The organism is Methylobacterium fujisawaense (assembly GCF_039619325.1).
In the GTDB taxonomy this organism is placed as follows: Bacteria; Pseudomonadota; Alphaproteobacteria; order Rhizobiales; family Beijerinckiaceae; genus Methylobacterium; species Methylobacterium fujisawaense.
This window is the reverse complement of record NZ_CP155000.1, coordinates 318,114-331,492: the sequence shown is the minus strand read 5'-3', so window position 1 is coordinate 331,492 and position 13,379 is coordinate 318,114. Positions and strand designations below refer to the sequence as shown.

Here is a 13,379-nt window from a genome sequence, read left to right as displayed (position 1 = left end):
TCGCAAATGGCGGGCCTCCGGTCAAGCCTGCATGGTCGCAGCCGAGCCCTGAACCCGCCGCAGGTCTGCGCGGCGGCCGGGTTCCGGGCGCGGCGCCGCGCCGGATGCGCAACCTCGGATGCGTCATGCTACGAGCGGACCATGACACGCCGACCTCTCGCTCTCCTCGTCCCCGTCGCGGTGACCGTCAGCCTCAGCGCGGCGCAGGTTCTGGCGCAGCAGGCGCCCCGGGCGCCCCGCGCCGCCGGCTCCGACAGGAGCGCCCCCGACCGGCGGGGCGGGGCACCGGTGATCGGCTGCCCGTCGCTCGCCAATTACCGGATGCTGATGCGCGACGGCGCGGCGGCGGCCGCGGCGCATCTGGCCGATCCCAAGGCGGACCATCTCGGCTGCTCGGCGCTGGCGCGCACGGAATTCACCGGCATCGTCGACAAGGTGCCCCTGGGCGGCCAGAGCTACGATTGTGCCGGCGTGCGCGGCACCACGGCCTGCCACTGGATCGCGCCCGGGACGATTCCCGAGACGCCCGCGCCGGCCAAGCGCTGACCCCGACGGGCCTCTCGGTCCGGCCTCAGCGCAGGTGGCCGCTGGCGCGCAGGTCCCGTTCGACCGCCTCGTGGACGGCCTGGAGCGGATTGTCGTTGATGGCGGCGGGGGGAAGCAGCGGCGTCATCGCAGCGGGCCGCGTGTCGAAATCCGGCAGGATCGCGGATTGCGGCGCCGGCTGGCGCACCGGCACATCTGCCGGCATGCGCGCCGGCAGATGTGCCGGCATGCGCGCCGCGAGGGTCCGCAGCGCCTCACGGGCGCCGGAGGGCAGGAGCGTCACGAGTCTGTTCAGCATGGCCGGCCTCAGCGCGCACGGCCGGCCGGGGCCGGCGGGAACGGGACGGTGGCGGCGGAACGGTTCTTCACGGGGACACCAGCACGGGATCGGTCGCGGGAAACGAACCGGCACCCCCACAGTTCCGACAGATCAGTATTGCCAAATTTTCGGCGCGTGTCGCCTGGATACAGGCGAACACTGATTTGTCGGTTGAGGCAGTCTGAAGAATGGCGGAAGCGGATGGGAATCGAACCCACCGTACGCTGTTGGCGTACCGCTGGTTTTGAAGACCAGGAGGGCCACCAGACCCCGTTCGCCTCCGCCACCGGGGTTACGGGCCGCCGCCGGACGGGTCAAGGTCCAGGATGCCGGCAGGCGGGCGTGGCGGCGGGCCAGCGCGCAAAGGTCGCGGGCCGGGGTCGCGGGCCGGGGTCGGGGTCGCGGGTCGGGGGCTGCGGGTCAGGGATCCCGCTCGTCCGGCGCGCGCGTCAGGCCGACCGAGGTCCCGGTTCGCGCCGACATGAGCGCCGCCTCGAGGCAGGCCATCACCCGCACGGCCTCCAGCGCCTCGGTCTGGTCGACCGGGCTGCGGGCGATCGCCCCGGCCACGGCGCGGTAGAATGCGCGCTGGTCGCCGGCCAGCGCCGGTGTGCGCGCCACCCGCCCGGTCGCGTCGTGGATCTCCAGCCCGTCCGGATCCGCGCCCCAGCCGGCGGCTCCCGGCTTCACGCCGGCCAGCAGCTGCTGCTCCTGGATGTCGGGACGGTGTTTGATCAGGCTGCCGGCCTCGCCGTGCACCAGGAAGCGGGGCGATCCGCCGGCGGCCAGCATGCTGGCATGCAGCACCACGCGCAGGCCCGGATAGTCCAGCACCGCATGGGCCCAATCGTCGGCCTGCGCGCCGGGGCGGAGCCGCGCCAGATGCGCGCTCACCCGATCGGGCAGACCGAAGAGCTGGAGCGCCTGGTCCACGAGATGCGGACCGAGATCGTACCAGATCCCGCTGCCCGGGCCGGGCCCCTCCCGCCAGCGGTCGCGGACCTCCGGACGGAACCGGTCGAAGTGCGATTCGAAGTGCCGGACGCGGCCGATGCGCCCCTCCGCGACGGCTTGGCGGACGCTGAGATAGTCGCTGTCCCAGCGCCGGTTGTGGAAGACGCGCAGCAGCCGGCCCCCGCGCCGCGCCGCGGCGGCCAGCCCGCGCGCCTCGGCGAGGTCGAGGGTGAAGGGCTTGTCGACCACGACGTGCTTGCCCGCCGCCAGGGCGGCCCGCGCCAGGGGCGCGTGGGTGTCGTTCGGGGTGGCGATCACGACGAGGTCGACGGCCTCCGCCGTGGCCACCGCGACCGGATCCGCCGACACCCTCACGTCGGGCAGATCGGCCCGGACCCGGGCGGGCGCGCTCGAGCCGACCAGCCGGAGGTCGAGTTCCGCCACGGCGCCGATGAGCGGGGCATGGAAGGTCCGGCCGGAATAGCCGTAGCCGATCAGACCGACCCTGATCCGTTGCCCTGCCTGCATGCCGCGCCCCCGGCTCTCCGGGGCGACGCCGAGACCCGCCGCACCCGACTTCTGGCCCCCCCGGCACCGCCGGTCCCAGCGCGCCACCCTACACCCCGCAGTCCGCGCGTGGCTGGACCGGCCGCGCGCCGCGCTCCGGAGGACGCGGGCGGCCACCGGGACCGGGGCCCGCAGTCCGGACTGTGGTCGTGGCGGTCGCATGCGACGGATCGCGCCGCCGATCCGCCGCCCGGAAGCCCGGATTCGTATTAATTCCGCCACACTGTTGTGGCCCTGCACCAGTCATGCCGTTCCTGAGACGCCCACGGACAGAGGAAGGCTCCACGCCGGCACCCGAGAGGGCCGGCGACGGGGCTGGCCAAGACGTGGCTCGAGGGGCGACTCAAGAGGCGGCTGAAGTCGTTGGCCAGCAGGCCGCGGACCAGCGGGACGCGGGTATGCCCGCGGGTTCGGACGCGCCCCCGCCGTCCGGGACGCCCCTGGCGGAATCCCTGCAGCCCGGCCCGCGCGGTCCGGGCTGGATCGGCGCGGCCATGGTGGTCACCGCCCTGGTCTCGGCGCTGGCGACCTTCCTGATCCTGGCCGGGGTGATCCGGGTGACGCCGACGCCGGCCTACGGCGTGACCCTGCTCGCCATCAACGCCGCCCTGGTGCTCGGGCTGGCGGTCATCATCGCCTGGGAGGCGCGGGTCTTCCTGCACGCCCGCAAGGCCAACGCCGCGGTGGCGCGGCTGCACACCCGCATCGTCGGCCTGTTCAGCCTGATCGCGATCCTGCCGACGATCCTGCTCGCCGTGGTGGCGTCCGTGACGATCGACCGGGGCCTGTCGCTGGGCTTCACCGACCGGGTCCGCGACGTGGTGCTGAAATCCGTGGAGGTGGCCGACGCCTACCAGGAGAACCAGTGCCAGAGCCTCGCCCGGGAGATCCGCATCCTCGCCGACGACCTGACCCGCGCCCGGCCGAATTTCGACGTGAACCGGGACTGGTTCCAGACCTTCCTGACCACCCGGGCGACCAATCTCGGCCTGCCGGTGGCGCAGATCATGCGCGGCCCCACCGAGGTGGTGGCCCGGGCCAAGATCGACGTCCTGAAGACGAACCGCCTGCCCTCGGCGGCGGCCTTCGAGGACGCGGCCAACTCGGCCGACCCGATCTGCCTCCTGCCCACCGAGGGCCGGGTCTTCGCCGCGCTGCTGCGCATGCCGGCCTACGACGACGCCGTGCTGATGGTGCAGCGGGAGGTGAGCCAGCTCGCCATCGAGTTCCCCGGCGTGTCCCGGGCGGCGGCGGCCGAGTATCTCACCTACGATTCGCTGCGCCGCTCGATCCAGATCACCTTCGCGTCGGTGTTCCTGCTGATCGCGCTGATCGCGCTGCTCTCGGCCGTCTGGTTCGGGATGAACTTCGCCAACCGGTTCGTGGCGCCGATCCGGCGGCTGATCAACGCCGCCGACCAGGTGGCATCGGGCAACTTCTACGCCCAGGTGCCGACCAAGAAGACCAGCGGCGACCTCGCCCATCTCGGCGAGAGCTTCAACAAGATGACCCAGGAGCTGCGCCGCCAGCATGCCGGCCTGATCGCGGCGAGCGACCTGATCGACACCCGCCGCCGGTTCACCGAGGCCGTGCTGTCGGGGGTCTCGCCCGGGGTGATCGGCCTCGACGCGGCGGGCTTCGTCACCATCGCCAACCCGGCCGCCGAGCGGATGCTCGATCTGCCGAGCGACGCCCTGGTCGGCCAGCCGCTGGCCCGCGCGGTGCCCGAACTCGCCCCCGTGCTCGCCGAGAGCGAGGCGCGCTCGCGCAGCCTGCAGCAGCAGCAGATCCAGCTCACGCGCTCCCGGGGCGAGCGCACCATCACGGTGCGGGTCACGAGCGAGCAGGCGCAGGGCGCGTCCCGGGGCTCGGTGGTGACGCTGGACGACATCACCGACCTCGTCCAGGCGCAGCGCAGCTCCGCCTGGGGCGACGTGGCGCGCCGCATCGCCCACGAGATCAAGAACCCGCTGACCCCGATCCAGCTCTCGGCCGAGCGGATCCGGCGCAAGTACGGGAAGGTCATCACCGCCGACAAGGAGGTGTTCGACCAGTGCACCGCCACGATCGTGCGCCAGGTGGACGAGATCAAGCGCATGGTCGACGAGTTCTCGGCCTTCGCGCGGATGCCCAAGCCCGCGATCGCGCCGAACGACCTCACCGAGATCGCCAAGCAGAACCTGTTCATGATGCGGGTCGCGCATCCGGATATCGACTTCGCCTTCTCGGCCCAGAGCGGCGCCGGGGGATCCGAAAAGATCGTGGCGGCCTTCGACATCAGGCTGCTCAGCCAGGTGATCACCAACATCCTCAAGAACGCCGTCGAGGCCGTGGCCGAGGTGCCGGAGGCCGAGCTCGGCAAGGGCAAGATCGCCTTGAGCCTCGCCGTCGAGGACGGCTTCGCGGTGATCGCCGTCACCGACAACGGCAAGGGATTTCCCGCCGAGGGGCGCCAGCGGCTCCTCGAGCCCTACATGACCACCCGCGAGGGCGGCACCGGGCTGGGGCTTGCCATCGTCAGCAAGGTGCTGGAGGAGCACGGCGGCGGGATCGAGCTGAACGACAATCCCGCCGGCCGCGGCGGCCAGGTGCGGATGCGGGTCCCGCGCGAGCACGGGCCCGAACCGTCCGGCGCGGGTCCCGACACCAAGACCCCCGAGACGAGTCCCGTCACGACAGAGGAGAAGGGCGCCGCACCGACGGCCCCCCGGATCGCGGAGATGCACGCATGAGCGCCGATATCCTGATCGTCGACGACGAGGCCGACATCCGCGACCTCGTGGCCGGGATCCTGGACGACGAGGGCCACCGCTGCCGCACGGCCGGCGGCTCGGACGAGGCGCTGGCCGCCATCGAGGCGCGCCGGCCGCACCTCGTCTTCCTCGACATCTGGCTGCAGGGCTCGCGGCTCGACGGCCTGCAGGTGCTCGACCTGATCAAGGCCGCCAATCCCGACCTGCCGGTGGTGATGATCTCGGGCCACGGCAACATCGAGACCGCGGTCTCGGCCATCAAGGCGGGCGCCTACGACTTCATCGAGAAGCCGTTCAAGGCCGACCGGCTGATCCTCGTGGCCGAGCGGGCGCTGGAAGCCTCCCGGCTCCGGCGCGAGGTCCGCGACCTGACGGCGCGCTCCGGCGCCACCAACCGGATCGTCGGCACGTCGCTGGCCATCAACCAGCTGCGCCAGACCCTCGACCGGGTGGCGCCGACCAACGCCCGGGTGATGATCACCGGGGCCTTGGGCTCCGGCAAGGAACTCGCCGCGCGCAGCCTGCACAAGGCCTCGGCCCGGGCGAACGGCCCCTTCGTGCTGCTCAACGCGGCGGCGATCCTGCCCGAGACCATGGAGGCGGAGCTATTCGGGGTCGAGGGCGAGAGCGGCCGCCGGGTCGGCGCCCTGGAGGAGGCCCATGGCGGCACCCTCTACCTCGACGAGGTCGCCGACATGCCGCGGGAGACCCAGAACCGGATCCTGCGCGTGCTCGTCGACCAGAACTTCCAGCGGGTCGGCGGCACGACCCGGGTCCACGTCGACGTGCGGATCATCTCGTCCTCCTCCCGGGACCTCCAGGAGGAGATCGCGGCGGGCCGCTTCCGCGAGGACCTGTTCCACCGCCTCTCGGTGGTGCCGATCCGGGTGCCGGCCCTGTCGGAGCGCCGGGAGGACGTGCCCGAGCTGATCCAGTTCTTCATGGACAACATCTCGTCCCAGACCGGCCTGCCCAAGCGCCGGATCGCCGAGGACGCCATGGCGGTGCTGCAGTCGCACAACTGGCCCGGCAACGTCCGCCAGCTCAAGAACAACGTCGAGCGGCTGATGATCCTGACCCAGGCCGACCCGGAGCAGGAGGTCACCTCCGAGATGCTGCCCTCCGAGATCGGCGCCCTGGTGCCGACCACCCCGGGGGGCGCGGGCGGCGAGAAGCTGATGAGCCTCGCGCTCCGGGAGGCCCGGGAGATCTTCGAGCGGGAATACCTCGTGGCGCAGATCGCGCGGTTCTCGGGCAACATCTCGCGCACCGCCGAATTCATCGGCATGGAGCGCTCGGCCCTGCACCGCAAGCTGAAGTCCCTGGGCATCGGCCCGTGAGGCTCCGGAGCCGGGGCGCGCGTTGAGGGCGGGGCCGATCCGTCACGGATCGGCTGGAACGGGGGTTGCTTGCGCCCACGCTTTCACGGCGTCATGGTATTTGTATACATGGGCCCTGGACCGGGTGTTCGGACGATCCGGCCGGCGGCATACGACTCATCCCGGACGGAGCGATCCGGGACAACAAGAAGGCTAAGAAGATGGCGGGCGAACGCGCACAGAACCTTCAGGACACGTTTCTCAACCATGTCCGCAAGAACAAGATCCCCCTGACCATCTTCCTCGTCAACGGCGTCAAGCTGCAGGGCGTCGTGACGTGGTTCGACAATTTCTGCGTGCTGCTGCGCCGGGACGGGCATTCGCAGCTGGTCTACAAGCACGCGATCTCCACGATCATGCCGGGCCATCCGGTGCAGCTGTTCGAGCCGGACGAGACCGCCGAGAAGGCGTGAGGGCTCGTCGCCCCGGGCGCCCGGGGCGAGGCCGGCGGATCGGACCGACCGAGGCCGCTGCCGAAGCTGGGACCGGTCCGGGGCTGTCGCGCGGGGCGAGGGCGGCCTCCGGACCGATGCCGCCGCGCGGCCTGGTTCCCGATGCCGTCGCGGATATCCGCCACCGCCCCGGCCCGGCATATTGACCCGGCATCTTGGCTGAGGTCGCCCGCATCCCCATTCTGTCGGATCCGACCTCTCCAACGAAGCCGCCGGCCTCCCGGCGGTCACAAAGGCTGCATGAGCGAGACGCTGACGTCCGGCGAAGCCCGCCTCCAGGCGCAGGCCGCCCCCGAGGGCGAGATCGCCGCGGCGACCCACACCCTGGTGATCGGCCCCTATCTGGCCCGCGGCGCCTCGGGGGCCGGGCAGGGGGGCGGGCAGGGGGCCGCCGCGCCGTCCCGCTCCGTGGAGGCCCGCCTCGACGAGGCCACCGGCCTCGCCGCGGCCATCGAACTCGACGTGGTCGAGAGCCTCGCCGTCAGCCTGCCGCGGATCCGGCCCTCGACCTATCTCGGCAAGGGCCGGGTCGAGGAGATCGCCGGCCTGATCCGCGCCCGGGAGATCGGCCTCGTGGTGATGGACTGCGCCCTGTCGCCGGTGCAGCAGCGCAACCTGGAGAAGGCCTGGGGCGCCAAGGTCATCGACCGCACCGGGCTGATCCTGGAGATCTTCGGGCGCCGCGCCTCGACGCGCGAGGGAACCCTTCAGGTCGAGCACGCCCACCTCGCCTACCAGAAGTCGCGCCTTGTCCGGTCCTGGACCCACCTGGAGCGCCAGCGCGGCGGCTTCGGCTTCCTGGGCGGCCCCGGCGAGACCCAGATCGAGGCCGACCGGCGCATGATCCAGGAGCGCATGACCCGGATCGAGCGCGACCTCGACGCGGTGGTCCGCACCCGCGGCCTGCATCGACAGAGCCGGGCGCGGGTTCCGTATCCGATCGTGGCGCTCGTGGGCTATACCAACGCCGGAAAATCCAGCCTGTTCAACGCCTTGACCCGAGCCGAGGTCACCGCCAAGGACATGCTGTTCGCCACCCTCGATCCCACCGCCCGGGCGACCAAGCTGCCCCACGGCGAGACCGTGATCCTGTCCGACACGGTGGGCTTCATCTCCGACCTGCCGACGCCCCTGATCGCCGCCTTCCGGGCGACGCTGGAGGACGCCATCGAGGCCGACGTGCTGCTGCACGTGCGCGACGTCAGCCACGTCGATTCCGAGGCCCAGGCCGAGGATGTCGGCGAGGTGCTGCGGGAGCTCGGCATCGAGACCACGGCGGACCGGATCATCGAGGTCTGGAACAAGGCCGATCTCCTCGACGACGACGAGCGCACGCGGCTCCTGAACCTCAGCGGCCAGGCCAAGGCCCGCAACGACCGCGACAGCGCCGCGCCGGTCCTGGTCTCGGCGGTCACCGGGGAGGGGCTCGCCGCCCTGACGGCCCGGATCGAGGCGCGGATCGGGCGCAACCGCGCGAGCTTCGCGGTGGCGCTGCCGCCGGAGGACGGGGCGGCGCTCAACTGGCTGTACGAGAACGCCGAGATCCTCGACCGCCGGTCGGAGGCCGACGGCACCCTGCATCTCGCGGTCCGGATCGCCCCCGAGAAGGAGCCGCGCTTCCTCAACCGCTTCGCGGCGGCCCGGCGCCTCGGCCGGGGCGGTTGATGGCCTCCGGCAGCTTCGGCAATCCACCGCTTCCCGGCCTGCAGACCATGCGGGCGCCGGCGGCGGGCCGGGCGGATCCGGGATCGGACGACGAGGCGGTGCTGCGGGCCATGCAGGCCGGCGGCGGCCTGCGCCTGCTCGGCCTGCGGATCGTGATCGTGCTGGTGCTGCTGATGGCGGCCCAGGCCTATGACGGCTCGCTGCATGCCCTGAGCCACTGGCTCATCCTCGGCTTCTACGGCCTCGGCACGGTCTGGTTCGGTCTCCGGGAGCGGGGCGGCGGCCCCGCGGCCAACGTCTACAGCTGGGCCGGCACCGGGCTCAACGCCGGTCTCGCCGTCTACGTGATCATCGAGCACATGCTGGCCGGCGGCGGGGCCGGTCTCGGCGCCGACGCGGTGAGCCGCCTGCCCGCCTTCCTGCTCCTGCTCCAGACCGGCCTGAGCATGCGGGTGGCGCAGACCCTGCTGTTCTGCGGCGTGGTCACCCTCTGCTGGAGCGCGGCCTTCCTGGTCGGGCTGCTGCATCCGGACCTGTTCCCGAACGCCGAGACGTTTCCGACCGCGCAGCTCACCGGGCTCGCCACCTTCATGGCGGCGGGCCTCCTGGTGGTCGACGGCATGATCCGCCTGCGCGCGGCGGTGGCGCGGGCCCTGCGCATGGAGCACGAGCGGGCCCAGCTCGCCCGCTTCGTGCCCGACACGGTCGCCCTCGATCTCGCCGCCGAGGACGGGGATTCCGGCCTCGGCATCCACCGGCGCCACGCCTGCCTGATGATCCTCGACATCCGCGGCTTCTCGCGGCTCTCCCGCGAGCATCCGCCGGAGGCCATGGTCACGGCCCTGCTGGCGGTCCGGGCGGCCGCCCAGGCGGCGGTGGCGGAGCAGGGCGGCCTCGTCGACAAGTATATCGGCGACGCGGTGCTGGTGCAGTTCGTCGTCGGCCACCCCGACGCCCAGGCCCGGGCGGCGCTTGCCTGCGCCCTGTCGATCCGCGACCGGATCGCCGCCCTCAACGCGTCCCGCGCCCGGGAGGGGCTGTTCCCCCTGCGGGTCGTGGTTGCCCTGCACGCGGGCGACCTCTTGGTCGGGGTCTTCGACGACGGGGTGCGGGCCGAGTACACGGTGCTGGGTCCGGCGATGAACGCCCTGGCGCGGATCGAGACCCGGGCCAAGGCGGCCGAGATCGAGCTCGCCGCCTCGGGGGATTTTCTGGATCTGCTCGGCGGCGTGCTCCCGGCCGGGATCCGGGCCGTGCCGGTGCCGGACGCCGCCCTGCCGGAGCCCCTCACCCTGGCGGCGATCACGGTGGCGCCGGGCGCCTGAGGCGGCCCGGGCACGACCGGGACTGCGGCACGCCGATCGCATTCGGTCTCGCCCGGCCGCTTCCGACGCCGCAGGGCGCCGGAAGCGCGCGGATTGTGGCTGGCGGGCCGGGCGTCTTCTGCTACGTCCGCCGGATTGTCAGCCCACCGTGCGTGGGCACGGTGCCACGAGGAAACGATGCTGGGATCGAAGCGGGGATCGAAGCGGGAATCGGGATGGTTGGGGCGGCTCGCCCTGGGAGCCCTGGCGGCCCTGGCCGGCGCCGTGCCGGTGCGGGCGCAGGAGACGGCAGCCCCGAAGGCGCTCCCGCCCCTCGTGTTCACCGGCATCCCCGATCAGGACGAGAGCCGCCTGGTCGAGCGCTTCGGCAAGGTCGCCGCCTATCTGGAGGCCAAGCTCGGCGTGCCGGTGCGCTACATCCCGGTGAAGAGCTACCCGGCGGCGGTCACCGCCTTCACCAACGGGCAGGTGCAGCTCGCGTGGTTCGGCGGCTTCACGGGCGTCCAGGCGCGCAAGGCCGTGCCGGGCGCCCAGGCGATCGCGCAGGGCGCCGAGGACGCGGCGTTCAAGACCTACCTCATCGCCAACGCCGCCACGGGGCTGAAGCCCGACAAGGCCTTCCCGAAGGACATCGCGGGCAAGACCTTCACGTTCGGCGCCCGCGCCTCGACCTCCGGGCGGCTGATGCCCGAGTATTTCATCCGGCAGGCCTTCCCGGGGCAGAGCCCCGAGCAGGTCTTTGCCCGGGTCGGCTTCTCGGGGGATCACAGCCGCACCATCCAGCTGGTCCAGTCCGGCGCCTTCGCGGTGGGCGCCGTCGACTACTCGGTCTGGGACCTCGACGCGAAGGCCGGCAAGGTCGACCGACAGGCGGTCTCGGTGATCTGGGAGAGCCCGGCCTTCCCCGACTACCAGTGGACCGTGCGGGGCGACGTGGAGCAGACCTACGGCGCCGGCTTTACCGAGAGGCTGCGGGGGGCACTCGTCGGCATCACCGACCCGGCGATCCTGGAGCCGTTCGGGCGCTCGAAGTTCATCCCCGTGACCAACGCCGCCTACGAGCCCCTCGTCGCGGTCGGACGCTCCACCGGCCTGCTGGACTGACGTCCGTGGCGGGCGGCGCGCAAGCCCGGGCGGCCATCGTCCTCCGGAACGCCTCCGCATCCTATGGCGGGCGTCCGGTGCTTTCGGGCCTCGACCTGACCGTGCGGGCGGGGGAGCGCGTCGCGCTGATGGGCCGCTCCGGGGCCGGCAAGTCGACCCTGATCGGCCTGATCCACGCCCAGGCGCCCGAGCAGGTGGCGCTGGTGCCCCAGGCCGCCGCCCTCGTGCGGCCGCTCTCGGTGTTCCACAATGTCTATATGGGCCGCCTCGACCGGCGCTCGACCCTGCACAACCTGCGCACCCTGGTCCGGCCGGCCCGGGCGGACGTCGCCGCGGTGGAAGCGGTCCTCGACCGGGTCGGGCTCGCGGACCGGCTCTGGGCCCGGGCCGGCGAACTCTCCGGCGGCCAGCAGCAGCGCGTCTCCGTGGCCCGCGCCCTCTACAACGGCCGGCCGATCCTGGTCGGGGACGAGCCGGTCTCGGCGCTCGACCGCCAGCAGGGCGCGCGGATCCTCACCGAGCTGGCCCGCGGCCACGAGACCCTGATCCTGGCGCTGCACGACGTGGCCCTGGCCCTCGCCCAGACCGACCGGATCGTGGTGCTGGAGGCCGGCCGGATCGTCCTCGACGCCCCGTCGGCGGGCCTCGATCCGGCGCGGCTCAGCCCGTTCTACGCGGCCGCCTGATGCGCAGCCCCGCCTTCCTGCCGCGGCCCGGCTACGCGGCGGTGAGCCGCTGGTTCCTGGCCGCGGCGCTCGCCGGCCTGCTGGTGGCGGACCTGCAGGTCACGACGCTCCACCCCTTGGCCGACCTCGCCCGCCTCCTCGGCGGCCTGATCCGGCCCGATTTCCCCGCGGTGGAGGGCTGGAGCGTCGTCTACACCGTCGCCTTCGCGATGCTCGGGGTCGGGCTCGGCGCCGGGACGGGGCTGCTGCTGGCGATCCCCTTCGCCCGCTCGCGCACGGTCCGGCTCGCCTGCGCGGGCGTCCGCGCCGTCCACGAGCTGTTCTGGGCCCTGCTGCTGATGCAGGTCTTCGGGCTCTCGGCGACCACCGGCGTGCTCGCCATCGCGCTGCCCTATGCGGGGATCTGCGCCAAGGTCTATGCCGAGCTGATCGAGGAGGCCGACCTCGCGGCCGTCCGGGTCCTGCCCGCGGGCACCGGCACGGTCTCGGCCTTCCTGTACGCCCGCCTGCCCGAGGTGGCCGGGCGGATGCGCGACTACACCCTCTATCGCCTGGAATGCGGCCTGCGCTCCAGCCTCGTGCTCGGCTTCATCGGCCTGCCGACCATGGGCTTTGCCTTCGAATCCGCCTTCCGCCAGGGCCGCTATGCGGAAGCCGGGGCGCTGCTCCTGATCTTCTACGCGCTGATCGGCACGCGGCGGCTCTGGGTGCGGGCCCGGACGCTGCCTCTCCTGCTCGTCGGATCCGTGCTGGCGCTGCCGCCCACCGTCGGCAGCGCGGCGATCGGCCCGAGCCTCGCGCGCTTCCTCGGCCACGACATCGTGCCGGCGCCGCTCCGGGACGCCGCCCTCGCCGAGCCCGAGACCTGGGTCCGGCTCTGGTCCTGGCTGCGCCCGATCCTCGCCGGGCAGGTCCTGCCCGGCACCGCGCAGACCCTGATCCTGGCGCAGATCGCGCTGGTGGCCACCGCCCTCGGGGCGCTGGTCCTGTTCCCGCTGACCGCGCGGCGCTTCGCCGGCCCGGTCGGGCGGCCCCTCGGGCGGGTGCTTCTGGTGGTGGTGCGCTCCACGCCGGAATACGTGCTCGCCTATCTCGGCCTGCAGCTCCTGGGCCCCTCGATGCTGCCGGCGATCCTGGCGCTTTCGCTGCACAATGCCGGGATCGTCGCCTACCTGATGGGCCGCCACGCCGACGCGATCCCCTACCGGGCCGACGCGCCCCGGGGCCTCGATCTCTACGCCTACGAGACCGTGCCGCGCCTCTACGGCCAGTTCCTGGCCTACCTGCTCTACCGCTGGGAGCTGATCCTGCGGGAGAGCGCGATCTTCGGCATCCTGGGTGTCACGACGCTGGGCTTCTACGTCGACGCGGCGATCTCGGAGCTGCGCCTCGACGTGGCCGTGGTGCTGATCGCCGCCACCGCCCTGGTGACGGTGGCGGTCGACGCCCTCTCCCGGGCCCTGCGCCGGTCCCTGCGGATCGACGCCCTGCCGACCCGGCTCTCCGGGCCGCAGCCGATCACCGGGGCGGAGCCGACCTGAGCGGGATCGGTGACGCCGGCCCGGACGGGGCGCCGGCCGGCGATCCGCGGCGCGAACCGAACCCGGGTCGCCCGGAGCCTGCGCCGGA

The 13,379-nt window shown here is 72.7% G+C and carries 11 protein-coding genes and 1 tRNA gene; 9 read left to right on the top strand and 3 right to left on the bottom strand.

What is annotated here, in order from left to right:
- Positions 1 to 141 precede the first annotated feature (141 nt).
- A complete protein-coding gene (locus ABC766_RS01655) occupies positions 142 to 546 on the top strand; it encodes a hypothetical protein (protein WP_345820843.1) in 405 nt (134 codons plus the stop codon).
- A gap of 25 nt (positions 547 to 571) precedes the next feature.
- On the opposite strand, the gene ABC766_RS01650 is transcribed toward ABC766_RS01655, so the two are convergent.
- The 3 genes from ABC766_RS01650 to ABC766_RS01640 form a co-directional block, all read right to left on the bottom strand.
- Positions 572 to 844: a hypothetical protein gene (locus tag ABC766_RS01650; protein WP_345820841.1), complete on the bottom strand. Its 273-nt coding sequence runs from the start codon at positions 842 to 844 to the stop codon at positions 572 to 574.
- A 210-nt stretch (positions 845 to 1,054) separates the two neighbouring features.
- Positions 1,055 to 1,147 (bottom strand) — tRNA-Sec (locus tag ABC766_RS01645).
- A gap of 138 nt (positions 1,148 to 1,285) precedes the next feature.
- Complete coding sequence (locus ABC766_RS01640; RefSeq protein WP_287091187.1) at positions 1,286 to 2,347, bottom strand: oxidoreductase; 1,062 nt, start codon at positions 2,345 to 2,347, stop codon at positions 1,286 to 1,288.
- 437 nt (positions 2,348 to 2,784) lie between these two features.
- Here ABC766_RS01640 and ABC766_RS01635 point away from each other — a divergent pair, with 437 nt between their 5' ends.
- The 8 genes from ABC766_RS01635 to ABC766_RS01600 all read left to right on the top strand — a co-directional run bounded on the left by ABC766_RS01635 (position 2,785) and on the right by ABC766_RS01600 (position 13,291).
- Positions 2,785 to 5,118, top strand: coding sequence for an ATP-binding protein (locus tag ABC766_RS01635; RefSeq protein WP_420845367.1), 2,334 nt, complete (start codon positions 2,785 to 2,787; stop codon positions 5,116 to 5,118).
- Positions 5,115 to 6,479 (top strand): sigma-54-dependent transcriptional regulator, encoded by a 1,365-nt coding sequence (locus ABC766_RS01630; RefSeq protein ID WP_012318476.1) that lies wholly within the window; start codon positions 5,115 to 5,117, stop codon positions 6,477 to 6,479. Before ABC766_RS01635 ends, ABC766_RS01630 begins: the two co-directional genes overlap by 4 nt.
- A gap of 200 nt (positions 6,480 to 6,679) precedes the next feature.
- Positions 6,680 to 6,931: an RNA chaperone Hfq gene (hfq, locus tag ABC766_RS01625; RefSeq protein WP_007563033.1), complete on the top strand. Its 252-nt coding sequence runs from the start codon at positions 6,680 to 6,682 to the stop codon at positions 6,929 to 6,931.
- Positions 6,932 to 7,210: 279 nt separating this feature from the next.
- Positions 7,211 to 8,635 (top strand): GTPase HflX, encoded by a 1,425-nt coding sequence (hflX, locus tag ABC766_RS01620; protein ID WP_043389440.1) that lies wholly within the window; start codon positions 7,211 to 7,213, stop codon positions 8,633 to 8,635.
- A complete protein-coding gene (locus ABC766_RS01615) occupies positions 8,635 to 9,960 on the top strand; it encodes an adenylate/guanylate cyclase domain-containing protein (protein ID WP_043389442.1) in 1,326 nt (441 codons plus the stop codon). Before hflX ends, ABC766_RS01615 begins: the two co-directional genes overlap by 1 nt.
- 177 nt (positions 9,961 to 10,137) lie before the next feature.
- Positions 10,138 to 11,064: a putative selenate ABC transporter substrate-binding protein gene (locus ABC766_RS01610; RefSeq protein WP_345820813.1), complete on the top strand. Its 927-nt coding sequence runs from the start codon at positions 10,138 to 10,140 to the stop codon at positions 11,062 to 11,064.
- Positions 11,065 to 11,069: 5 nt separating this feature from the next.
- Positions 11,070 to 11,750 (top strand): ATP-binding cassette domain-containing protein, encoded by a 681-nt coding sequence (locus tag ABC766_RS01605; protein ID WP_345820810.1) that lies wholly within the window; start codon positions 11,070 to 11,072, stop codon positions 11,748 to 11,750.
- Positions 11,750 to 13,291, top strand: a complete 1,542-nt coding sequence (locus ABC766_RS01600; RefSeq protein ID WP_345820807.1) for an ABC transporter permease — start codon at positions 11,750 to 11,752, stop codon at positions 13,289 to 13,291. Before ABC766_RS01605 ends, ABC766_RS01600 begins: the two co-directional genes overlap by 1 nt.
- Positions 13,292 to 13,379: the final 88 nt, after the last annotated feature.

Excerpts from the sequence above, each read along its gene's own strand:
- ABC766_RS01630 (WP_012318476.1), top strand. The coding sequence starts at position 5,115 with ATGAGCGCCGATATCCTGATCGTCGACGACGAGGCCGACATCCGCGAC.
- ABC766_RS01615 (WP_043389442.1), top strand. The coding sequence starts at position 8,635 with ATGGCCTCCGGCAGCTTCGGCAATCCACCGCTTCCCGGCCTGCAGACC.
- ABC766_RS01600 (WP_345820807.1), top strand. The coding sequence starts at position 11,750 with ATGCGCAGCCCCGCCTTCCTGCCGCGGCCCGGCTACGCGGCGGTGAGC.
- ABC766_RS01635 (WP_420845367.1), top strand. The coding sequence starts at position 2,785 with ATGCCCGCGGGTTCGGACGCGCCCCCGCCGTCCGGGACGCCCCTGGCG.
- ABC766_RS01610 (WP_345820813.1), top strand. The coding sequence starts at position 10,138 with ATGCTGGGATCGAAGCGGGGATCGAAGCGGGAATCGGGATGGTTGGGG.
- ABC766_RS01650 (WP_345820841.1), bottom strand. The coding sequence starts at position 844 with ATGCTGAACAGACTCGTGACGCTCCTGCCCTCCGGCGCCCGTGAGGCG.
- ABC766_RS01640 (WP_287091187.1), bottom strand. The coding sequence starts at position 2,347 with ATGCAGGCAGGGCAACGGATCAGGGTCGGTCTGATCGGCTACGGCTAT.
- ABC766_RS01655 (WP_345820843.1), top strand. The coding sequence starts at position 142 with ATGACACGCCGACCTCTCGCTCTCCTCGTCCCCGTCGCGGTGACCGTC.
- hflX (WP_043389440.1), top strand. The coding sequence starts at position 7,211 with ATGAGCGAGACGCTGACGTCCGGCGAAGCCCGCCTCCAGGCGCAGGCC.
- hfq (WP_007563033.1), top strand. The coding sequence starts at position 6,680 with ATGGCGGGCGAACGCGCACAGAACCTTCAGGACACGTTTCTCAACCAT.